The sequence below is a fragment of the Pseudoalteromonas sp. S8-8 genome (genome assembly GCF_000497875.1).
In the GTDB taxonomy this organism is placed as follows: domain Bacteria; phylum Pseudomonadota; class Gammaproteobacteria; order Enterobacterales; family Alteromonadaceae; genus Pseudoalteromonas; species Pseudoalteromonas arctica.
This window is the reverse complement of the sequence record NZ_AUTR01000021.1, coordinates 1-21,722: the sequence shown is the minus strand read 5'-3', so window position 1 is coordinate 21,722 and position 21,722 is coordinate 1. Positions and strand designations below refer to the sequence as shown.

Annotated in this window: 20 protein-coding genes; 7 read left to right on the top strand and 13 right to left on the bottom strand. The window is 38.7% G+C overall.

The window, feature by feature from the left end:
- Positions 1-14: 14 nt before the first annotated feature.
- From L659_RS0105985 to L659_RS0105975, 3 genes are all read right to left on the bottom strand, one after another.
- Positions 15-1,346 (bottom strand): IS4 family transposase, encoded by a 1,332-nt coding sequence (locus tag L659_RS0105985; RefSeq protein ID WP_024589925.1) that lies wholly within the window; start codon positions 1,344-1,346, stop codon positions 15-17.
- A 119-nt stretch (positions 1,347-1,465) separates the two neighbouring features.
- A complete protein-coding gene (locus tag L659_RS0105980) occupies positions 1,466-1,915 on the bottom strand; it encodes a GNAT family N-acetyltransferase (protein ID WP_024589924.1) in 450 nt (149 codons plus the stop codon).
- Positions 1,916-1,989: 74 nt separating this feature from the next.
- The gene (locus L659_RS0105975) at positions 1,990-2,733 is read right to left on the bottom strand and encodes a sporulation protein (RefSeq protein ID WP_007586609.1); all 744 of its coding nucleotides are present in this window, start codon (positions 2,731-2,733) and stop codon (positions 1,990-1,992) included.
- A gap of 265 nt (positions 2,734-2,998) precedes the next feature.
- On the opposite strand from L659_RS0105975, the gene L659_RS0105970 reads away from it, so the two are divergent.
- Positions 2,999-4,573 carry a cation:proton antiporter family protein gene (locus tag L659_RS0105970; protein WP_007586608.1) on the top strand — a complete coding sequence of 525 codons (1,575 nt, stop codon included), beginning with the start codon at positions 2,999-3,001 and terminating at the stop codon, positions 4,571-4,573.
- Positions 4,574-4,920: 347 nt separating this feature from the next.
- The gene (locus tag L659_RS0105965) at positions 4,921-5,145 is read left to right on the top strand and encodes a DUF3820 family protein (RefSeq protein ID WP_007586607.1); all 225 of its coding nucleotides are present in this window, start codon (positions 4,921-4,923) and stop codon (positions 5,143-5,145) included.
- Positions 5,146-5,233: 88 nt separating this feature from the next.
- Here the strand turns inward: L659_RS0105965 and L659_RS0105960 are convergent, their stop codons facing one another.
- From L659_RS0105960 to ilvY, 6 genes are all read right to left on the bottom strand, one after another.
- Complete coding sequence (locus tag L659_RS0105960; RefSeq protein ID WP_024589923.1) at positions 5,234-6,481, bottom strand: ATP-binding protein; 1,248 nt, start codon at positions 6,479-6,481, stop codon at positions 5,234-5,236.
- A 25-nt stretch (positions 6,482-6,506) separates the two neighbouring features.
- Positions 6,507-7,199, bottom strand: a complete 693-nt coding sequence (locus tag L659_RS0105955) for a response regulator (protein ID WP_024589922.1) — start codon at positions 7,197-7,199, stop codon at positions 6,507-6,509.
- 14 nt (positions 7,200-7,213) lie between these two features.
- Positions 7,214-7,594, bottom strand: a complete 381-nt coding sequence (locus tag L659_RS0105950) for a DUF3019 domain-containing protein (RefSeq protein WP_024589921.1) — start codon at positions 7,592-7,594, stop codon at positions 7,214-7,216.
- A 1-nt stretch (position 7,595) separates the two neighbouring features.
- Positions 7,596-8,408, bottom strand: coding sequence for a MipA/OmpV family protein (locus tag L659_RS0105945; RefSeq protein WP_024589920.1), 813 nt, complete (start codon positions 8,406-8,408; stop codon positions 7,596-7,598).
- A 447-nt stretch (positions 8,409-8,855) separates the two neighbouring features.
- A complete protein-coding gene (locus tag L659_RS0105940; RefSeq protein WP_024589919.1) occupies positions 8,856-9,902 on the bottom strand; it encodes a GGDEF domain-containing protein in 1,047 nt (348 codons plus the stop codon).
- Positions 9,903-10,018: 116 nt separating this feature from the next.
- The gene (ilvY, locus tag L659_RS0105935; RefSeq protein WP_024589918.1) at positions 10,019-10,924 is read right to left on the bottom strand and encodes an HTH-type transcriptional activator IlvY; all 906 of its coding nucleotides are present in this window, start codon (positions 10,922-10,924) and stop codon (positions 10,019-10,021) included.
- A gap of 138 nt (positions 10,925-11,062) precedes the next feature.
- Here ilvY and ilvC point away from each other — a divergent pair, with 138 nt between their 5' ends.
- Together ilvC and L659_RS0105925 are read left to right on the top strand one after the other, a co-directional pair.
- A complete protein-coding gene (ilvC, locus tag L659_RS0105930; protein WP_024589917.1) occupies positions 11,063-12,535 on the top strand; it encodes a ketol-acid reductoisomerase in 1,473 nt (490 codons plus the stop codon).
- A gap of 192 nt (positions 12,536-12,727) precedes the next feature.
- Positions 12,728-14,647: a methyl-accepting chemotaxis protein gene (locus L659_RS0105925; protein WP_024589916.1), complete on the top strand. Its 1,920-nt coding sequence runs from the start codon at positions 12,728-12,730 to the stop codon at positions 14,645-14,647.
- Between the two features lie 88 nt (positions 14,648-14,735).
- On the opposite strand, the gene L659_RS0105920 is transcribed toward L659_RS0105925, so the two are convergent.
- Positions 14,736-15,065 carry a GIY-YIG nuclease family protein gene (locus L659_RS0105920; protein WP_007584123.1) on the bottom strand — a complete coding sequence of 110 codons (330 nt, stop codon included), beginning with the start codon at positions 15,063-15,065 and terminating at the stop codon, positions 14,736-14,738.
- A 107-nt stretch (positions 15,066-15,172) separates the two neighbouring features.
- Here L659_RS0105920 and L659_RS0105915 point away from each other — a divergent pair, with 107 nt between their 5' ends.
- Positions 15,173-15,532 carry an outer membrane protein assembly factor BamE gene (locus L659_RS0105915; RefSeq protein ID WP_004335706.1) on the top strand — a complete coding sequence of 120 codons (360 nt, stop codon included), beginning with the start codon at positions 15,173-15,175 and terminating at the stop codon, positions 15,530-15,532.
- Between the two features lie 133 nt (positions 15,533-15,665).
- On the opposite strand, the gene L659_RS0105910 is transcribed toward L659_RS0105915, so the two are convergent.
- Together L659_RS0105910 and L659_RS0105905 are read right to left on the bottom strand one after the other, a co-directional pair.
- The gene (locus tag L659_RS0105910) at positions 15,666-15,989 is read right to left on the bottom strand and encodes an RnfH family protein (RefSeq protein ID WP_007584122.1); all 324 of its coding nucleotides are present in this window, start codon (positions 15,987-15,989) and stop codon (positions 15,666-15,668) included.
- Positions 15,986-16,426 carry a type II toxin-antitoxin system RatA family toxin gene (locus tag L659_RS0105905; protein WP_007584120.1) on the bottom strand — a complete coding sequence of 147 codons (441 nt, stop codon included), beginning with the start codon at positions 16,424-16,426 and terminating at the stop codon, positions 15,986-15,988. The genes L659_RS0105910 and L659_RS0105905 overlap by 4 nt, the downstream gene beginning before the upstream one ends.
- 147 nt (positions 16,427-16,573) lie before the next feature.
- On the opposite strand from L659_RS0105905, the gene smpB reads away from it, so the two are divergent.
- Positions 16,574-17,053, top strand: a complete 480-nt coding sequence (gene smpB / locus L659_RS0105900; protein ID WP_010553883.1) for an SsrA-binding protein SmpB — start codon at positions 16,574-16,576, stop codon at positions 17,051-17,053.
- 735 nt (positions 17,054-17,788) lie between these two features.
- Positions 17,789-20,380, top strand: coding sequence for a TonB-dependent receptor (locus tag L659_RS0105895; RefSeq protein ID WP_024589915.1), 2,592 nt, complete (start codon positions 17,789-17,791; stop codon positions 20,378-20,380).
- A 43-nt stretch (positions 20,381-20,423) separates the two neighbouring features.
- Here L659_RS0105895 and L659_RS0105890 read toward each other — a convergent pair whose 3' ends face one another.
- Positions 20,424-21,719, bottom strand: a complete 1,296-nt coding sequence (locus tag L659_RS0105890) for an IS4 family transposase (RefSeq protein WP_032826755.1) — start codon at positions 21,717-21,719, stop codon at positions 20,424-20,426.
- Positions 21,720-21,722 lie beyond the last annotated feature (3 nt).

Below are 21,722 nucleotides of genomic sequence, written 5' to 3'. Positions count from 1 at the left end.
TTAACACCACTCGTTTAAGAACGAGTGGTGTTTTTTCGTTTATACCTAACTGGATATTTTTGTGTCTTTGCGAGCACCGTTCGCGGATAAGCTTTTCGCTTTCTTTTCTCCGGTAATATTAGCCGTTTACCGTTTTCACGTAGTTCTTTTAGCTTTTTAGGGATTGTCCCGGGGCTTCGACCTGAGCACCATAAAAACTCGTCTTGTATTAGGTATAATGCGTTTATGAAACTGATGCGTAATGGCTCCACTTTATGGGCTTTAGCCATCTCTGCCATTTCAAGTCTCACGATATTGTATGACGTCAGAATACCCCAGAGCTCTTGATAAATACCTTCCTGTTTCAAGCTCCGTAGCGCTGGCTTATTAGATAATTGATATTGCTTGAGCTCACCATATCCTCGCTCTATTTCCCATCGTTGCCAATAAACATCGAGTAGCGCTTTCAGCGGGTACTTTTCTGGACAGGCGCATGAGGTGATGAATCCTTTTATTTCACCTTTAGGTGTCGGAATTTGAATAAGCCTTGCTTGCCATGTATCACCTAGGTAAGGGGCTGATTTTTTAGCTTGTGGCGAAATAGGCATTGTTATTAAGTGGTCGTAATCGCTAAATGATTCCGTTATTTCATAGCGCATTTTACTTTTGATGGGCGTAAGCCAATGATGATTTTCGCTAACACCTTGCCAGCTCGTGAATAGTTCAGCCGAAAAGAAACCTCTATCAAATAGAGTTAGTGAATGTTCAGGTGCTGAGCCAACAAGCTGTTGAGCATAATGAATTTCACTTTGAGTAATGGGGCCAAACGCTGCATCGGATATTAAATGCGTTCTTGTCGACATCAAGGTTACAGCAAGTACTGAGGGGAAGTTCGTTGTCGATTGAGCATAGCCAAAATGACGGTTACTCGGCGTATCTTGGGTTTTAAATTGTGTACCGTCAACGCTTAGCAGCTTTAAACCACACACGTCATCAAAAGTTTGCGACTGCTCCCACTGCGTTGCTGTATGTTTAAAAAGGTGTTTCATAGGCGCTGCGCCTAGCTTTTCTTTCCCTTTTATAATACTGCTGGTCGCCAATGGTGGAAGCTCTCCTTTAGCGTCAGGAAAAGCGAGCTCTAGTTTGTCACAGACTTCAGATATTGAGCGGTTTCTTAATAAACCAATTCCTAACACAAGCCAAGCGGCTTGTTCGGCGGGGAAGCGTCGTTTGCGTACAGAGGCTCTTCCTGTTTGGGTAACAGCTTCTTCAATCCACTCAAGGGGAATGTGCTTAGTGAACGAATCAATATCACGATCTTGGCAAAACTCAGTCGTAAGGTGTAATTCTTTAATAAATTCAGACATAAAAATAGGCCACAACTTCTGTTGTAGCCTATTATGAGCCCTTTGAAAGATCGTTCAATTAGCTTAAACGATCTGCATTACCACATTAGTGGGCTTTTTTATAGCTGCTTAAATTGGATTTATTTAGTGAGTTTTAAAATCATATCTTGATGAGGTATACCGTCTTCTAAATATTCACTTTTATAATCCTCAAAGCCAAAAGAGCGGTAAAAATCAAGCAAGTAAGTTTGTGCACCTATATAAATATCTCGCTCAGGCCATTGTGCTTTGCAGCAGTCTATAGCTTCAGTAATAAGTAAAGTTGCATACCCATTGCCACGCGCTCTTTCACTTACTAGCACGCGACCTATTGCGCTGTATTGCTCACTTTTGTCATAACAACGCGCATAAGTTTGTAGTTGCCCATTATCCAATGTATATAAATGCTGTGTATTTAAAGCAATATCTACATCATCAAGTTCAGGGTAAGGACATTTTTGTTCTACAACAAACACATCAACCCGCCCACGCATAATAATAAAAAGAGTCTGTGTATCAAAAGCGTCAAACTGCTCACATTTAAACTGCATATTAAATCCTATAAGCAAAAAACCCAGCTTAGGCTGGGTTTATTAAAATCACTCGTTAGCTTAGTTAGCTTATACTAAGTAAATAAGCGCTCTAGCTGATCACACAACTGCGATAGATTCACATGATCGTGCTCTATGGTCAAATCTACATAACCATCGCCTTTAAAGGCTCTGTCTAGCTCTATAAGCACATGTGTTTTATGTGCCTCTGGTACAAACGATAATTCAATCTCCTGAATGCCAAATAAGCTGCGGCTATTAGGTTTATACTCAAGTTCTTGGTAACACCCAGATAATGACTGAAAAGTTGAAGCCCGTAAGTGGCCTTTTTCTACGTCAGCTTTCATTAAACTAAAACCTAACTTTTCCATCGCTTGCATACACGTTTTAACCGCTTCATTAGGGTAAATGTGTAAATGATCTTTATCTGTTGGGTCAAGTGCTAAGTCTATATCTAGGCCTGTTTCTAGCCATACATGTGATTGATTATAACCTGCATTAATTTCTGTAATAGGTGTTTCAGAATGAAGACGTGCTTCAAAAGGGATGTTTTTAACTTCGCCTGGCTCAATTGTACCAATATCTGTAATTCGCCATTGCTCAATTACATGATTAGTAAAATAATCGCCATCATCACCCGCAACTTTAACACGAGTCATTAATAATAAATCTAAGCCTGCGATATCTTGGCTAACATCCCCAGCTGTGATAACTATTTGTGCGTTAAAAAGTTGACCTGGTTGTAGGTGTTCAGTTTCTAAAATAGTGTCTACTTTTGCAGCACCAATACCTACCGACGCTAAAATCTTTTTAAACATATCTCTCTCCTTAAGCTGAGCTGCTCTATTATTTGCTCTGGCTTAAACTTCTTCGTTATCGCATCTTAACCATATTTAAAAGCTAATGTCAGTGAAAAAATGTTATTTACATACTATTTACGATTAAATAAGTGTTTAATGCGCATTTTTCATACGCAGCAAGGCAAGTAATTGATTAGACGCGTTCATTTTTAGGTCTATTATATTTTCAATGGCATAAATTTTTCGTTACACTGCAACACCAAATGAAGTGATATTAAGAATTATGGAACTAATCTATTTTGCTGCCGCGTTTGTTTGTGGTTTTGCCGTTTATCAATTAAAACTACCTCCTCTTATTGGATTTTTATTAGCAGGCTTTGCTTTAAATTTATCAGGATATAAAAGTACAGAGTTGCTCGATACAATTGCAGCCCTTGGCGTTACCCTTCTTCTTTTTAGTATTGGCTTGAAACTTAAAGTTAACAGTTTAATTAAACCTCAAGTTTGGGCACCTGCAACATTGCATATCATTTTTAGCAGTGCGTTATTTAGTGGTTTTATGCTGTTACTTGGCGTATTCGCTATTCCACTATTTGTTGATTTAAGTTGGCAAAGTGCTTTATTAGTTGGGTTTGCACTGAGTTTTTCGAGTACTGTATTTGCAGTAAAAGTGCTTGAAGAACGCGGGGAAATGGCAAGCTTACACGGTAAAATAGCCATTGGTATATTGGTAATGCAAGATATCTTTGCTGTTATCTTTTTAGCTATTAGCACCGGTAAAGTCCCAAATTTATGGGCAATTGCACTAATAATTGCTTTGCCTTTATTACGACCTGTAATGTATGGCGTATTGAACCGATCTAAACATGGTGAACTATTACCATTGTTTGGTTTTTTCTTTGCTCTAGTTGCTGGTTATCATGCATTTGAATTTGCAGGCCTAAAAGGCGATTTAGGTGCATTAATAATAGGAATGATGTTTGCCCCTCACAAAAAGGCAGGCGAGCTATCAAAATCCCTGCTTAATTTAAAGGACATATTGCTAGTTGGCTTCTTCTTAAGTATTGGTTTGAGCGCAGAGCTAACCACTAACTCCTTGATTGTTGCTATTATACTTATTTTAGTATTACCCGTTAAAATAGCGCTTTATTATGTGTTCACTAATATATTTAAACTACGCGCGCGTACATCATTACTTACTGCTTTTAGCTTATCTAACTACAGTGAGTTTGGTTTAATTGTATGTGCAGTGGCTGCAACTACAGGCATGATCACCTCTGAGTGGCTAGCTGTAATGGCAATTGCTGTTTCTATTACCTTTATAATTGCCTCCCCATTAAATAAGCGTTCAAACGAGTTGTACGTAAAAATAGAGCACTGGTTATTAAAGTTCGAAAGCAAAACTCGTTTAGCTGAAGAGCTACCTGTTAACCTTAACGATACTAGAATAGTCATTTTTGGCATGGGACGGATTGGTACTGGTGCTTATGAGACTATCAACGCGACTCACCCAAATGTTGTTGCAGGTATAGATATAAAACCTGAGGTGGTAGATAAGCACGTTAACAGAGGCCGCAACGTCTTAATTGCTGATGCAACCGACCCTGACTTTTGGCAACGAGTAAATCACTCGCAAGTAGAAATGGTTATGCTTGCGATGCCAAAACACATGCAAAATATTTTTGCCTTAGAGCAACTACAAGCCTCTGGTTATAAAGGTCAAGTAACAGCTATTGCAAACTACCCTGATCAACAAAAAGAACTAGAAGAAATGGGTGTTCATTCTACTTATAACTTTTACCTAGAAGCCGGTAGTGGTTTTGCAGAGCACGTTAAACAAGAACTATTTAACGAATAATTACTTTTTATGACGTCTATAATATAACAAGGCCTTAATCAGTTAAGGCTTTGTTATTAGTTTTTAAATAAAAAGCAATTCTATTTACATTCCTTTACAAGCCAATTCACCACAACAATGAAAAACAGGTAGACTAACTGTGTTGGTTAAATAAGAACCCATGTTCTAATAATAACTTAATTAGATCCCAGCTAATTAAAGTTCAACTAGGTTTATATCAACATAAAATTATTAAATCAGAGGGCCTACTCCCTCGCAAAATAGGCTGTTTCTTGCCCGTCACAGCCTATTTTATATCTCTAAAATCCCTTACACTTACGCATACTTTAAATACATAAGTAGTTTTTATGGATCCAAAACAACTAAAAATAGCTATTAATACCATAATGCCGTTTGGAAAATATGCAGGACGGCCATTGCTTTTACTGCCAGAGCCTTATTTAGTCTGGTTTAATCAGCAAGGGTTTCCTGACTCAAAACTAGGGAGTCAACTTGCGATGATGTATGAGGTAAAACTAAATGGCCTTGAGCAAATGTTAATGCCATTACTTGAAAAAAATAAAAATAGTTGAGAACTTTTTTAAGTACTTGCGGTCTATTATATTGCTACTTGTTGATTTTGGTTTTTAACCGCAAAAAAAGCGCCTCTAGGCGCTTTTTTTATGTCTTTAATTTGAGGGGTAAATATACAATAAATTTAGCACCACCTAAGCTTGAGTTTTCTGCTTTACACTCTCCTTGGTGCCACGATACAATTTTAGCAACTATAGCGAGTCCTAAACCAAAACCACCGGTATCCTTGCCTCTACTTTTATCTAGTCGAGTAAAAGGTTTAAATACATTTTCTCGCTCAGCGGGAGCTATCCCCTCCCCATCATCTTCAACAATCAATACGATGTGTTTTGTCTCTTGTAGCAATGAAATTTTGACTTTTTTATGGGTATATTTGAGCGCATTGCCAATTAAATTTTGAAATACTCGCGCCATAAAATGGCTATCACAGTAGTAATTTAAATGCTCAGGGAGGTTTACAGAGAGCGTGGTTCGGGCTTCAAAGTTTAGCTTTTCAACAGTTGTTTTTACCAGCCCAGCTAAGTCACAGTTTATTGGCTGTAAACTAGGTTGTTGAGAGTCTAATCGCGCGTATTCAAGCATTTCAGAAACTAGTGACTCAAGCTCGCTAATGTCTGTTTGCATGTTTGTTAGGTATTTCTCACCTTTTACGTCAAGCATTTGTTCTTGCAGCATTACAATTGCAAACTTTAAACGTGCTAGTGGTGTTCTAAACTCATGCGACACCGATGAGGTAAGTTCTTGCTGCGCACTAAGTAAAAACTCAATACGTTGCTGCATTACCTTTAATGTATCAGTAATAGGTAAAAAGAAAGACTTAGAAGAGTCGTTTAGTTGAAAGTCTTGCAAACCCTCTACCGCTTCACACGCTTTACGAAGCTTTGCAAAGTCGCGCCATAGTAAAAAGCTCCACAGCCCAACAGGTATACCTACAATAATAAGTAGTAATAAATACGGCCAAACAGAAGATGATTCCTGCGTTAATACACCTACCGGTCCTACTTGAAGTAATGAATCATTACCGAGATCTACATACCAAACAATGCGTTGTTGCTTATCGTATAAGTATAAGTAGTGGTTTTGGTTGAGCTGCGATTGTTGTTTTTGAGGGAGTATTAAATCACGTCGTTCAATAACTTTACTTTCAAAGTTGTGCTTTAATTTTTTAAGACCATTTGGAGTTTGTGAGAGCAACCAGAGTGATTGCCCAAACTCATCATCTAAGAAGACCTGCTGTTGCGACTCTTCGTAAGGCCACAATTGCTCTATAACACCGCTTACTACAAACAAAGAAACGATGATATATAAATATAAGCTGGTAAACAGTTTTCCCATTAAAGCCGACTAACCTTAAATAGTTCTAAAGATCCCATGCATCAGAAACAAATAAGTAGCCTTGTCCCCATACAGTTTTTATACGATACGGCTTATCGCTGTTGTCGCCTAATTTTTTACGAATTCGTGATACGCGTACATCCACAGTTCTATCAAGTCCATCGTATTGGCGGCCAATCATATGCTGGTGCACATGTTCTCGACTTAGTACTTCACCCGCATTTGACGCTAATAGCCATAGTAACTCAAACTCGTGCGAAGTTAATACAATCTCCGAATCACTTAGTTTTACAATACGACTTGTTTTATCAATGACTAAATCACCAAACTGGAGCTCTTCGCTTGATTTTACTATGGGTTGTCCACGACGCAGTAATGCATTAATTCGCGCTAGTAATACACGTGGCTCTGCTGGTTTTATTACATAATCATCAGCGCCAAGCTCTAAACCAAGCACTTGGTCGAAGTCTTCACCTTTAGCAGTCAACATTAAAATTGGTAGAGTAAACTTATCTCTCACTTGGCGGCAAACGCTAAAGCCATCTTTACCTGGCAGCATAACGTCTAAAATCATTAAATCGGGTGTATTGTTTTCTAGGTAATTAAACACTTCGTCACCACGTTCTAATACTTCGACTTCAAGGCCATTATGTTCAAGGTAATCTTTTGTTAGTTGTTGTAAACCGAGATCATCTTCAACAAGTAAAATTTTTGGCATTAGTTGCTCCTAAATTAAAAAAAGCTCCACGGAGAGCGAAGCCTACGCCTATTTTTTTTAGCATGGGCGCTTTGTACTTCAACCTGTGTTTTTGCTATTAACACACCCGTATGAGGATTGATTAAGGAGTATATGGTCTCCACCTGAACACGCGCTTTATAATTAAATTGCCCAGAAAGTTGTTGCTCCCAGCATTGAAGCCGTTGCTCTTGCTGATACAAACAGACATCACTGTAGGCGTTTAATTGCCATTTAAATTGTAAATCAAGATCGCAAAAACCCTGCTGTTCAGAGACAACGCAGACTTTTGGAGAAACGCTAAAAAAAGGGGGTTGTGCCACACTAAAACCACTAAAAAAAGTGGTAATAAAGACAACTAATATTAAATACTTCATATTAAAAAGTACGATCGAATCCTATAAATGCAGTCATTGAATAAGTACGTTCAAAGAGCGGACTGCCATCCATAGTCGAATAGTCGTAATATGCTACATGAAAACGAAGAGAGTCAGCCTTACCCAGTGGCCAACGGGCGTCGATTTTAGCATAAGGTTGCCAACTACTACCAACGTCTATTTTGCCAAATTGAGTTTCACCCTCATTAAGTCCATAAAAATAGCTATTTAGTTCCGCAGATTTATAGTTTATTCCAAGTGTTGGCTTTATTTTGAGCTTTCCTAGCACAGTATGATACTGCCACTGCAATGCTGCGCGTGCACCTCGATAAACATCGGTTATATCATGCAGAGCCTGAACCGAAAAAACATGGTCTTCATTTACATAGTGATATGCAATACCCGCATCCAGTGCAATTTGCCGTTTATGTAAATTATCAATATCAACATAGCGAGAGGACGAGGCTTCATCTTGCATTACGAACTGATTGTTGAGAGTACTGCTTTGTAGTGAAAATACATTTTTAGGGTGCCAGTCTATAAAAAAGCGAGACTCAGAGTTGAGTTCACCAACTAGATTAAAGTGATGCTTAGGGGTTTGCAAAAATGAATAACCAATACGGCCATTATCAAAAAACCATTGCTCTGCATAAAACGCAACTTGAGGAATAAGCACGAGCGGAATATTATCTCCACCATGCAAAGGGTTGGTTATAACTCCAGCCCCCACGCTTAAACTCAAATGCAGACGATCGGTTGTTATATCTTGCTCTGTATAATCGTCAGCATGCTTGCTTGCCTGTGTTGCTTGCACCGAAAGGCAAACAAACAAAGTGCTAAAACATAGAGCTGTTAATAATGAGAAGGCATACCGCATCAGCGTAAATCAAAGTATCAAAATAAGTGAGTTCCCCATACTAGCAAGGTCTTTTTAAACTAGCTCTAGCTGGTTACAATTATTCACAATTTGTATACAAAAATGTTAACTTTATGCTTTTCGGACTATTTATCTTTCAAGGTAGTTGTGTCTAAGGATTGTACTTTGAGTTGCTTGTGTAGTTTTTAACTAATAGTACCTTAAGATACTTTGAAAATGAGGCACTACGTAGCAAATGCAATTATTCAAATAAAAAATTACTAAGAGCTAACTCGCTACAGCTCTATTGGGTTTTACCTGCTTGTTTACCAAAACTGAAGTTGGATTAAATCGCCCTAAATTGAGCGGCTTTAACCCAAATAAATCAAAAACCTCTGGTACTTATTAAATATCAGGGGCTATTTCTATACGATTTCGTCCATGTGTTTTGGCAATGTATAAAGCTCTATCTGCACGCTCAACTAAAACAGAACTATTTGTAAATGGCCGTAAAATTGCTAAGCCAAAACTTGCTGAAATAGCACGTTTTGCAGTTGCATCATGCTTTTTACGAATCGCCAATTTTGCTATTGCTAAACGAATACAATCTGCAAATGCTATTATATCGTTAATAGTGTCAAAGTAGGCTGTTATGCAAAACTCCTCGCCACCATATCTATACACATTTGCAGCTTCAGTTGTATTTTCTCTCACTTTTTTAGCAACTAGCCTAAGGACTTCATCACCCTTTTGATGGCCAAAATCATCGTTAAAGCGCTTAAAATGATCAATATCAAACATAATGAGTACGGCAAGAGAGTCTTCTTGCGCTTGCTCTGAGTATTCGAGGCAAAAGTTTACAATATCAGAATCAAACTTACCTCGATTATAAAAACCCGTAAGCGTGTCGGTATCGGCTGCTTCCTTTGAAATATTGAGTGCTTCTTTTAAATCTTTTATTTCATTGTAGGCAACGGCTAATTTAGTCTGAAACTCCCGAGCATAATCTTGCATTGCAATAGAATCGTCGGTTAAACGCTCAACACAACCTAGTATCTCATTGTAAGAGTTTACATCAACAAGCATATTTAATTCATTTTGTGAGTCGACTAAACTCGTCGTAAAGCTTTTAGAGTGATCAAGCGTTGTGCTTATATCTTGCTGAACTTGCTCCATAGTTGTATGAAATTTTTCAGTCATTTCTTGAAAAAAAACGAGATCGTCTTGCGTTAAATGTTTATCAAAAATTTCTTTTGCTTTGTCTTGTGAACATGTTTGTTGCAGAGCAATAACATGGTCTAACTCAGCATTTAATGAAGGTTTGTTTCCTTGAATATAACAGTACCAAATTGCATAGTTGATGGGTGTAACCGGCATTCGGTATTTTACCATCAAAGGAATCGCCTTTTTTAGGCATTGAGCAGAATGAGCAAGTGATACGGCGTGGTTCATAAATAAACTCTCAAGCGTCATTGTTTTTATTATTAGCGCTCAATGTTAAGTAATAGTAAACTTATACGCAACCTATATTCATACTATTTAACTAACTTGCTTATTCTCTGCGCGCATTAAATCGCTTTTGCATCTAAAGTTTGCGCAATATTCCACAAAGCACTGATTGCAGGGTCATTTAACTCTTTCCTTAATACTGCCAAACCAATATCAAACCCATCAGGCGCTTGCATTTTTGGTGTTAGTATTTGTACTTTATCTTGCAGCGGGCTGTTATCTAGCACTATTTTAGGGACCATTGCGACACCTAATCCTAAGCTCACCATAGATACCATTGCTTCGTGCCCAGCAACTTGTGCGTAAATTTTCCCGTGAATATTATTTTTGCGCCACCAGTGTTCTAACCTTTGGCGAGAAAAACCTTGTTCTGGCACTATAAATTCTAAATCAGACCAATTAATGTCATCACTATTTTGTGTTAATTTTTCTGTGATCGGACATTGAATTTTTGGTCCAATTAATAAAAGCGGAGAGTGCCCTATATCTACAAAAGCAATTTGCGCCGGTAACTTATTTGGCTTAGCTGCAATAGCCATTAATTCATGCCCATCTAACACACGATTTATAGCAAGTGCAGGGTCGCCTGTATTTAATGTTATTTCTATATACTGATGCTGCGCACGAAGCTGCTCTAATATTTGATGTAAAAAACTATAAGATGCAGTAACCGAGCAATAGATACTTACTTTGCCGTAAATATGTTGTTGTGGGTCTTTTACATTCGTTTTAAAACGCTGCCAATTAGCAAGCGTCGCTGTGGCGTAATCAATAAACGACTCACCTTCACGCGTTAATTTAACACTGCGGTTATCGCGTACAAATAATGCAACACCTACCTCTTCTTCCAAGTGTTTTATATTGCGGCTCAAAGTGGGTGCGCTTATGTGGCAAAGTTCGCTTGCGCGCCCAAAGTGGAGTGTTTTAGCCAGCGCTAAAAAGTAGTTTAAATGTTTATGATCCATGCTAAACCCTGTATTTCATATTATGAAACACTTTAATTCAAATATATCATTTTACGCAAGCAACGATTTTACATATGGTGTTTGTAAGCGCAACAAACCTTGCGCATCTAACAAACATGACTTTATAGGACACTAACAATGGCGAATTATTTCAATACCTTACCTTTACGCGAGCAATTAGCGCAATTAGCGCAATGTGAATTTATGGACGCAGGCGAATTTGCCGATGGCGTTGACGCACTTAAAGGTAAAAAACTAGTTATTGTAGGCTGTGGCGCACAAGGTTTAAACCAAGGCTTAAACTTACGTGACTCTGGTTTAGATGTTTCTTACACATTACGTGCTTCAGCTATTTCTGAGCGTCGCCAATCATTTTTAAATGCATCTGAAAACGGTTTTACTGTTGGTACTTATGAAGAATTAATTCCTACAGCTGACGTAGTACTTAACTTAACGCCAGATAAACAACATACCGCTGTAGTAAGTGCAATTATGCCACTTATGAAAAAAGACTCTACCCTTGCTTACTCTCATGGCTTTAATATCGTTGAAGAAGGAATGCAAGTACGTGAAGACATTACTGTAATCATGGTTGCGCCTAAGTGTCCTGGTTCTGAAGTACGTGAAGAATACAAACGCGGTTTTGGTGTACCAACTCTGATCGCAGTTCACCCAGAAAATGACCCTCAAGGTCTTGGTTTAGCACAAGCTAAAGCGTATGCAGCGGGTACTGGCGGACATCGCGCAGGTGTACTTAAATCATCATTTATTGCTGAGGTTAAGTCTGACCTAATGGGCGAGCAAACCATTTTATGTGGCATGTTACAAACTGGCTCTATTTTATGTTTTGATAAAATGGTAGAAAAAGGCGTTGATGCGGGTTATGCATCAAAACTAATTCAATACGGCTGGGAAGTAATTACCGAAGCACTTAAGTACGGCGGCGTTACTAACATGCTTGACCGCCTTTCAAACCCAGCAAAAGTAAAAGCGTTTGAACTAAGTGAAGAGCTAAAACTAATTATGCGTCCGCTTTATAATAAGCATCAAGATGACATCATCGACGGCACTTTCTCACGCACTATGATGGAAGACTGGAATAACGACGACGTAAACTTACTTAAATGGCGCGCAGAAACAGCAGAAACTAACTTTGAAAAGACCCCTGCTGGCGATGTAGAAATCTCTGAACAAGAATTTTTTGATAACGGTATTTTAATGGTAGCAATGGTTAAAGCAGGTGTTGAACTTGCATTTGAAACCATGACAGCAGCCGGCATTATCGAAGAGTCAGCTTACTACGAGTCATTACACGAAACGCCATTAATCGCCAATACTATTGCGCGTAAAAAGCTTTTTGAAATGAACCGTACTATCTCTGATACTGCAGAATACGGCTGTTATTTATATAACCATGCATGTTTACCATTACTTGCTGATTTTATGAAAAACGTTGATACAGACATTATCGGTAAAGGTCTTGGCGAGCACAGTAACCAAGTTGATAACCAAACATTAATTCAAATTAACGCTGCATTGCGCGAACACCCAGTTGAGAAAGTAGGTGCTAAATTACGTGGCTACATGTCAGCAATGAAAAAGATTGTTTAACCCTAAACAATAAATGTTTCGCTTGTTAGAAACCAAGCCCGTATGCTTTTTGCATGTGGGCTTTTTTATGCCTGTTAATAAAACTTTAACCAATCTGGTATATCTTTGCCTATTCTGCTTAGCCAATATTTAGTTCCAAATAAATAATGTGCTAATATGTTTTTCTATTTAGTTGTAAAATTAATTAATATCATGACGATACAAAATCTTTCGATCACTCAAAAAATCACAGCTTTAGGCAGTGTTATTGCTATATGCGTAGCCGCACTGATTGGTTTGACTTCCCTACACAGCTCAGAGGATATTATTGAGCGACGTATGATTGAGTCAGAGCTCCCTAGTAAACTGCAAACAATCAGCAATCACATAGGCGGTGAAATCAACGAGTTACTCGGTGCTGCTCAGCAACTATCATCAAACGAATTTATTTTACAATGGGCTCAATCAAACAACCAAGACGATACATTACTATTAAAAGAATTAAATCGCGTTGCCCAGCAATACGATTTAGCCACAGCATCTTGGGCAAATAGAGACACTGCACAGTACTGGAACCAGAATGGGTTTTTGCGTGTGTTAAAAAACGATGCAGCCGATGGCTGGTTCTTTGCTTTTAAGCAATCAAAACAACCTTACTCTATCAGTATTTATCAAGAGTCAGCCAATGATGTGAAAATGTTTGTAAATCATCAGCAGGCTAATGGTACTGGTTTAGCAGGTCTTGCAAAAAGCATCACTGATATGCAAAAGCTATTACAGCAATTTAAAATTGAGCAAACAGGCTTTGTATTCATTGCAGATAAAAGTGGATTGATTCAGCTTCATAAAGATGCAAGTAAAGTAGCTAAAGCAAATATTGATGATTTATATACTGCAAATATCCACAGCCAACTATTTAATAGTAATGGCTTTGCACTAGAAGAAATTAATTTAAATGGCGAACCGACACTTGTAGCTGCTATGCCTATTAAAAACACCGATTTATATGTTGTTGCTCAAGTGCCAAAAAGTGAAGTCTTCGCAAGCGTAAACACCCTGCAATGGCAAATATTTACTTTTACGGTAATTACAGCATTAGTTGCGAGTTTAATCAGTTATTTGCTTGCTCGCTCACTTTCATCTCCACTTTCTAAAATGGCTGAGTTATTTTCACGCCTAGGCTCTGGCGATGCAAATTTAGCGTACCGCTTACCAGAATCGAGCCAACCAGAGCTTAACAATCTAAGTAACGGCTTTAACCAGTTTATAAATAAAATAGAAACAGCGATTACTCAAGTTGCCAGCGAAAGTCACGATATTAGAAAAAGCTCTGATCATGTATTTGAACAAGCAAAACGGAACTCCCAAGCAATAGACAACCAAAAAGAACAAACAATATCTGTCGCAGCAGCAATCAACGAAATGGGCGCTACAGTACAAGAAATAGCGCAAAGCGCAGCAAATACAGCTAAGTTAACCGATAACAGCCGCGAAAACACCATTCAAAGTCACAAACAAGTACTCCAAAGCCAAGCAACTATATCAGCCCTTGCCAGCGATATTGATGGCATAACAGAGCAAGTTACTTTGCTTTCTAAAAAAACGGTTGATATTGCAAGTATTGTTGACTCAATTAGAGGCATATCGGATCAAACTAATCTACTTGCTTTAAATGCTGCAATTGAATCTGCTCGCGCAGGTGAACACGGACGCGGCTTTGCTGTTGTTGCTGATGAAGTACGTGCACTGGCAAACCGTACATCGCAATCAACCACCGAAATTCAATCTATGATTGAAGAACTTACAAAAATATCTGATGATGTAGTTAATGATATTAGCCAATCGAAAGATAAAGCTCAGCAAAGCGTTGGTGCAATGCAAAGCTCTGTTGAATTACTTGATACGATAACCGAAACAGCAAATCAAATAAACGATATGGCTACGCTTATAGCGACTGCAACTGAGCAGCAAAGTAATGTGGTTGCCGACGTAAGTCGCAATATTGAGCAAATTAGCGAAATTAGCGATAAAGCAATGAGCGAACAAATCAATACAGAGCAAGCGATTCGCGACTTAGCCAACAGTGCACAAACACTTGATGCGCTTGTAGCTACCTTTGAAAAGCATCGCTAAGCGACTCTAATATTACACGCCAGCTATGAGCAAAAACTATATTCGAAGATAGTTTTTGCTCATAACGAATATGCTTAATTTACACAAACTAAGTACTTTTGCTATCGCCAGTATTAAATGCTGAAACGTACGCTTCCTTTTTAGCTCTAGGGAGCTTTTTTAATTGATACTCAAGCTTACTTGCTTCACTTTTATTACCTACTTGTTGTTGATGGATAAGTAAAAGAGGCCCTTTTCCTCTAAGGTTTTTAGCCCCTTTACCAGCTTGATGAGTTGCAAAGCGTTTTTCAACATTAGTCGTGATCCCTGTGTACCAATGACCAAATCGTGTTTCAACTATATATAAAAACCAAGTAGACTCAGTTTTTAAAATATTCGTTTCAATATGCTGTAAACTTTTTTCATTATCAGTGGTCAAAACATTACCTTAACGCCCTTAACATAAAACAATTGCTTAAAAGGGTTTTACCTTCAGTGACTAATCGGTATCATGCAGATTATAAAAAATAAGGATCACAACTAACAATGCAGTCGTTAAAAACTTTTTCTCTTTGGCTTATCGTCGCTTTAACACTTAGCTCAGCAGCAGGTTGCTCTAGCTGGGTATACCGAATTAACATTCCACAAGGCAACTTTTTAGAGCAATCGGATGTTGAAAAACTTCGTGTAAATATGACCCGAGAGCAAGTTGTTTATGTATTAGGTAGACCTATTGCCGAGGACGCCTTTGATAACAATACTTGGCGCTATATTTACAGCTTTAATAAAGGCCGTAAAAACGAACAAAATAAAGAGTTAGTAATTAACTTTGAAAATGAAAAGTTAGTTTCAATCTCAGGTGATTATGACCAACCTGAAAACTTTACTACACCGCTAGAGCAATAAACGTCTCAGGTAGTAAAAAAGGTGAGCATGGCTCACCTTTTTTATTGGTTTACTTAAAAAGCTTTTACCATTTTAAAAGACGTTAGCGTGTGATTTAATCTGTTAAATTGTTCGAAGTTTATGCCGATTGGTATTACTTCTCGAGTGGGCGACCACCCGTTATTTTATTTGCACGCCCCTCTTCTTTTGCTTTTTCTGCACGTTTTCTGCGGGCATCTTTAGGATCTGCAATTAGTGGACGGTATATTTCTATACGGTCACCGTCTTTTAATTCATAGTTAGCTTTTACAGTTCGATTCCACACACCTAACGTTAGCGATGTGGCATCTATTTCTGGGCACTTTTCTATAATACCTGACTGAATAACAGCTTGCTCGACTGTAGTCCCTTGTGGCACTTCAATTGATAAACACGTGGCCGTGGTCGGTAATGCAAAGACCACTTCAACATTAATCATACTCGCGCTCCATAAACCTGTTTTGCACGTTGAGTAAATGCACTCACCATATTTTTTGCTACATCGTTAAAAATCTTTCCAAAGGCAAGCTCTATTAACTTACTTGAAAATTCAAACTCTAGGTGCAAATGAACCTTACATGCTTTGGCGTCAAGCTCTTGAAAATGCCAGCGCCCTTTTAACGTCTTAAACGGACCATCAACAAGGCGCAGTAACACGGTTTGTTCATCAACAAAGGTGTTTTCGGTGGTAAACCACTTTTTTATACCCGCCTTAGATATTTCTAAACTCGCGGTCATGTTATTATCGTGCTGTGAAACAATTTTTGAGTCTGAGCAATTTGGTAAAAACTGTGAATAAGCTTCTACATCATTAACTAGATCAAACATCTCTTTAGTGCTGTACATAACCAGCGCACTTTTTTCTATTTGTGGCATACTCACTCCCAACTGTGTGGGCGAATTTTAGCAAGCTTTGCGCGTTTCCCCAAATTTTCATGCTGCTTAAATTAAAGCTAAATTTTTAAAAGCATTATTAAAAAAATCGATGTAAAACATCTCACATTACGTATATTATAGGGCACTATGGCTAAGAAAAATTCATCAAAATCGACAAGTAATACCATCGCGCTAAACAAAAAAGCGCGACATGAGTATTTTTTACACGATAAGTTTGAAGCGGGTGTTGAACTACAAGGCTGGGAAGTTAAAAGTATCCGAGCTGGTAAAGTAAATATCACAGAAACTTATATTCATCTTAAAAATGGCGAAGCATTTTTACTTGGCAGTCAAATTCAGCCACTTATAAGTGCATCGACCCATGTAATTTGCGACCCGCTACGTTATCGTAAATTGCTATTAAGCAGACGCGAACTTGACCGTTTATTCGGTGCAACAGAGCGCGATGGCTATTCTTTAATAGCTACAGCGATGTACTGGAAAAAATGCTGGGTAAAACTTGAGTTTCATTTGGCAAAAGGTAAGAAATTACACGACAAACGCGAAGACGGTAAAGATAAAGACTGGTCGCGTGAAAAAGAACGCTTAATGAAGCATAAAGCATAAATAAAAACGCCTAATTTATTAGGCGTTTTTAATTTCACCTATATAAAAGCTCAAATAATACCAATTCTCTTAATTAAATAATCCACTTTGAAATAAGAAAATCGTGTCGATAACAAGACAAAACTTGTTATACCAATCTGCTTATATATGGGGTCTATTTAACGTTAAGAAAATTACGCTAGAACTAGGCAAAAATTTTTATATCTAGTTGTTCTAAATAAAAAATTTTTAACGACGTTATAGTGCAATTTAATTCGTTAAATTGATCAAAGATTTATGCAGGTTGGTATTACTTAGCCATTATCAGCAATTACCCCACCTCCTGTATCTAGCAGTCGTAAATCAGAAAATTTCAATGCCTTTAGCATCAACTTTAACCCCTCAAATTGATTAAGTATTACTGCGAATTGGTATTACATAATTGAATAAATTAAAAGTATAAAAACAAACATAAGTTTTAATTTATAGAAATAAATTATTACAAATTATTTCTATCACTAGCTATTCCACACATGGCTTCATCTAGCTATATAACAATTATTAACTCTATGTCCTATTCACGCTTAGTTTCACCTAGAAAACAAAGTATAAATAAGGTCATAAAACCCACAAAAAAGCATTGAAACTAATACTTAAATCACAAATTAAGCTAATTGCTAACACTTAAGTTACATGATATTAATACCCGCGCTTGTTAAGCAAATAATTTTATAATATATCAACAAGGACTTAAGGATGAAGCAATCAACTGCATTTACACCAAGCATTATTGTGGGCGCAACACTCGCATTATCAGCAGGTTTTACAACAACAGCCTACGCAGCAGAAGAAGCTAAAAAAGTAGAGCGAATTCAGGTTACTGGTTCTCGTATTAAGCGAACTGATATTGAAGGGCCTTCTCCGGTACAGTCAATCGGTAGAGCTGAAATCGAAAACATGGGTTACGATAATTTACAGCAACTTCTAGAAAGAATGCCTGTAGCAGGTAGCGGTACTTTCTCTACTCGTGGTAACAACCAAGATTCAACCGCTAACGGTTCAGCTGCAGTAAGCTTACGTGGCTTAGGAGCCGATGCAACACTGGTATTAATTAATGGTCGCCGTGTATCAATTAGTGCCTTTGCTGAAGGTATCACCAACTCATTTGTAGATATTAACAGTATTCCTGTTTCTGCTATTGAGCGTATCGACATACTAAAAGATGGCGCTTCAGCTATCTATGGCTCAGATGCAGTAGCGGGTGTAGTTAACGTTATCTTAAAGAAAGATATTGATGGTGTTGAGATTAACCTAGGCTATGGCGGTACAGATGGTCCAAATTATGAAGAAACAACAGCAAGCCTAGTTTGGGGTACAACAAGCGAAAAAAGTAGTGCATCTGTTATTATCGATTACTTTAAAAACACATCTCTTTCTTCTGATGAAATGGGCAGCCTTGGCACTGCAAACCAAGCACCTTATGGTGGTGAAGATTTCCGTTCATCTCGTGGTTTCCCAGGCTACTTTTATGTGGATGGCGTTAAAACAATCGACCCTGCCTGTCCTGCTGAAAATGCAACTTCAAGTGGTAGCTGTTTATTTGATTACGGCCCATATGGATATGTTGCCCCAGCATCTGAGCGTGTAGGCGCTATTTCACAATTTGAATACCGCTTTGATAACGGGATTACTGGCTTTTTAGAAATGGCTGTTCAGCATAACAGCTCTGTCGCTGCAGGTGCACCAACACCACTTGATGAAGATGCAGGCCTTACGGTACCCGCTAATCACCCAAACAATCCATTTGGTGAAGACATTCAAATTGGTCGTTACCGTACAGTAGATGCAGGCGCTCGCCAATGGGACATTGAGTCAGACACCTTACGCTTTGTTGCAGGGTTAAAAGGCGAAATAAACGATTGGAGCTGGGAGACAGCGGTACAAAAAGGTCGCAGTAAATCACTACAAACAGGCGATCGTACACAAGGCTGGGTACGCACCGATTTCTTACAACAAGAAATTGATGCCGGTAACTATAATCCATTCGGTGGCACATATAACGACCCAGCTGTAATTGACAGAATCACAACTAGCTTAGTGCGTCGCGGTGAGTCTCATATGACCTCTTTTGACGCTAACATTACAGGTGAAGCGTTTAGTTTTGGTGGCGAAGCTGTAATGATGGCCGCCGGTATTGAGTACCGTGAAGAAGATGTAAATGATATCCCTGATGATCAATTTCAACGTGGCTTAATATTTGGTACTGAATCAGTATCAGCTTCTGCTGATCGTGAACAATACGCTGCATATGTTGAGTTCTCAATCCCACTTGCTGAAAACCTCGAACTACAATTAGCCGGTCGTTACGATGATTATAGCGACTTTGGTACAACAACAAATCCAAAAATAGCTCTGCGCTGGGCACCGACTGATGAAGTAACGGTTCGTGGTTCTTGGGCGCAAGGCTTTAGAGCGCCTTCGTTAGCGCAAATAGGCTTAGGTCCATCACAAAAAAGCCAATTTTTTGTTGATACACAGCGCTGTGAACAAACAGGATTAGATTGCCAAGCACTTGATTACAACATTGAGTTCTCTGGTAACCCTGATTTACAAGCAGAAGAGTCAGAATCATGGAACGTGGGCGTAATCTGGGCACCAACAGCTGAGTTTGGTTTAAGTGTTGATGTATGGAGCATTACTCAAGATAACAAAATCGATGAAGAAGAATTTGGTCCTATTTATGCTGCTGAATGTGGTAACCAAAATAGTACCGTATGTGTCCGTTTAGCCCCTACAGGCGGTGCAAGCTTAGGCACAATACAAAAAATACACAGCACATTTAAAAACTTATCATCGCAGGAAGTATCTGGTGTTGATGTTTCAGCAAACTATAACCACTCTCTTGATGACTTAGGTTTACTTAAATTTAATTTAGAGTGGGCATATCAAGATAAGTTTGAAAAAGATGGTCGTGATTACACGGGTGAATATGGCTACCCAGAGCATCGCTTTATTTTCTCAACCAACTGGGAAATTGGTGAGTTTAACACCAATGTAAATATCAGTTATGTAGGTGAATTTGAAGATACGCCTGATATCGACTTTGATGGTAATTTAGACTTTAATAGCAATACTTCACGTATGATTGACTCGCAAACGCTTGTTGATTTACAAACGTCGTACCGTATTACTGAGTCAGCTAAAATATCTTTAGGTGTTAATAACTTATTTGATGAAGAGCCACCATTTGCAATTGGTGATGGCGATGGCGATTTATACGGTTATGCATCAGCTGTGCATAACCCTCGTGGCCGCTACTTGTACACTAAAGTAAGCTTTTCTTTCTAAATAAAAGACACAAAAAAACCGCCAATTGGCTAACACCATTCAGTTAAGCATGCTTTGACTTAATGGTGTACCGAGTTTTTGAAATTCGAACGGTCCTACTTTTGGGCCGTTTTCTTTTTTCTGGAAGAATATAACGTTTCACTCGTTCTCGCATTGCCCTTAATTTCTTTGGAATTGAACCTGGCGAAGCGATGGCACACCAGAGTATTTCATCCTGTATATCCCGCAAAGCCATGACAAAACTAATTCTCAGCGGGGAGACTTTAGCCTCTTTGGCTATTCGACTTATTTCTACTCGAATTAAATTGTAGGCTAGCAATATACCCCATAGCTCTTGATTGACTCCATCCACAGTCTGACTACGCAAAAGAATACTATCCTCAAGCATCTGGTGTTTTATTTCTCCATAGCTATTTTCAATTTCCCAGCGCTCGAAATAGACATCAAGAATGGCCTGTGCACCAAAAGCCTGTTTATCATCCAAAGAGCACAGCAGACCTTTTATTTTTCCAGGCCCCATTGGCTCAGGATAAAGAACCAGTCTGGCCTGCCAGCACTCAGGAAGCGAAGGGTCTTGTTTTCTGGCATGCGCAGATACACTCATCTCTACTTTGAAGTCATGCTCAGAGTAAGATTCAATGACGGTGTATTGCGTGTTGCTTTTAATCGGGACCATCCAGTGCGACTGTGGGTGTTGCTTACGCCAATTAATCAGTAGCTCAGCGCTGAGATAACATCGGTCAAAAATAGTTAGACTGTTATCACTTACATGACCAAATAACTGCTTTGCGTAGTTCACCTCACCTTGATAACTGGGCCCGAAGGCAACGTGGTGTATCAACCGGCTACGCAAGGAGCTTAAGGCGCATAGGCGTACAATAGGATATTCTGTATGACGGTTTTTACTGTGCTTAATATAGTGAAAGTGCTCAGCAAGAGCAGGTGTATCAGGTGCACGAAATTGCGTTCCATCAACAGAAAATAACCGGAGTCCATACCACGTATCATCAGCATCTTCTTCTTGTGTCCAACGGGCTGCACATAGGTGAAATAAGGCTTGGAGGGGGTCGCTACTCAGGCGCTGTCTCGCTTGAGGAATAGCACTTGGAGCAACCGTATCGCCCAGGGTATCAGTGAGTGTTAAATCTAACTTCTCAACAACGTCACTAATAGAGCGGTCGCGAAAAAGACCCATTGCAATGATAAGCCAGACGACAAGCTCAGCAGGTAACTTACGTTTGCGAATACTTGCTTTATCGGTCTGCTCGAGCACATTAGAAATCCACTCAAGAGGGATATGTTTCTGAAATGTAGATAAAGAGTCAGGAGTGGCGAATATATC

Coding starts and splice junctions, on each gene's coding strand:
- L659_RS0105895 (WP_024589915.1), top strand. CDS start 17,789: ATGAAGCAATCAACTGCATTTACACCAAGCATTATTGTGGGCGCAACA.
- L659_RS0105965 (WP_007586607.1), top strand. CDS start 4,921: ATGGATCCAAAACAACTAAAAATAGCTATTAATACCATAATGCCGTTT.
- L659_RS0105985 (WP_024589925.1), bottom strand. CDS start 1,346: ATGTCTGAATTTATTAAAGAATTACACCTTACGACTGAGTTTTGCCAA.
- L659_RS0105960 (WP_024589923.1), bottom strand. CDS start 6,481: ATGGGAAAACTGTTTACCAGCTTATATTTATATATCATCGTTTCTTTG.
- L659_RS0105905 (WP_007584120.1), bottom strand. CDS start 16,426: ATGCCACAAATAGAAAAAAGTGCGCTGGTTATGTACAGCACTAAAGAG.
- L659_RS0105970 (WP_007586608.1), top strand. CDS start 2,999: ATGGAACTAATCTATTTTGCTGCCGCGTTTGTTTGTGGTTTTGCCGTT.
- L659_RS0105915 (WP_004335706.1), top strand. CDS start 15,173: ATGCAGTCGTTAAAAACTTTTTCTCTTTGGCTTATCGTCGCTTTAACA.
- L659_RS0105980 (WP_024589924.1), bottom strand. CDS start 1,915: ATGCAGTTTAAATGTGAGCAGTTTGACGCTTTTGATACACAGACTCTT.
- L659_RS0105925 (WP_024589916.1), top strand. CDS start 12,728: ATGACGATACAAAATCTTTCGATCACTCAAAAAATCACAGCTTTAGGC.
- L659_RS0105940 (WP_024589919.1), bottom strand. CDS start 9,902: ATGAACCACGCCGTATCACTTGCTCATTCTGCTCAATGCCTAAAAAAG.
- L659_RS0105950 (WP_024589921.1), bottom strand. CDS start 7,594: ATGAAGTATTTAATATTAGTTGTCTTTATTACCACTTTTTTTAGTGGT.
- ilvC (WP_024589917.1), top strand. CDS start 11,063: ATGGCGAATTATTTCAATACCTTACCTTTACGCGAGCAATTAGCGCAA.
- L659_RS0105910 (WP_007584122.1), bottom strand. CDS start 15,989: ATGATTAATGTTGAAGTGGTCTTTGCATTACCGACCACGGCCACGTGT.
- L659_RS0105955 (WP_024589922.1), bottom strand. CDS start 7,199: ATGCCAAAAATTTTACTTGTTGAAGATGATCTCGGTTTACAACAACTA.
- ilvY (WP_024589918.1), bottom strand. CDS start 10,924: ATGGATCATAAACATTTAAACTACTTTTTAGCGCTGGCTAAAACACTC.
- L659_RS0105975 (WP_007586609.1), bottom strand. CDS start 2,733: ATGTTTAAAAAGATTTTAGCGTCGGTAGGTATTGGTGCTGCAAAAGTA.
- smpB (WP_010553883.1), top strand. CDS start 16,574: ATGGCTAAGAAAAATTCATCAAAATCGACAAGTAATACCATCGCGCTA.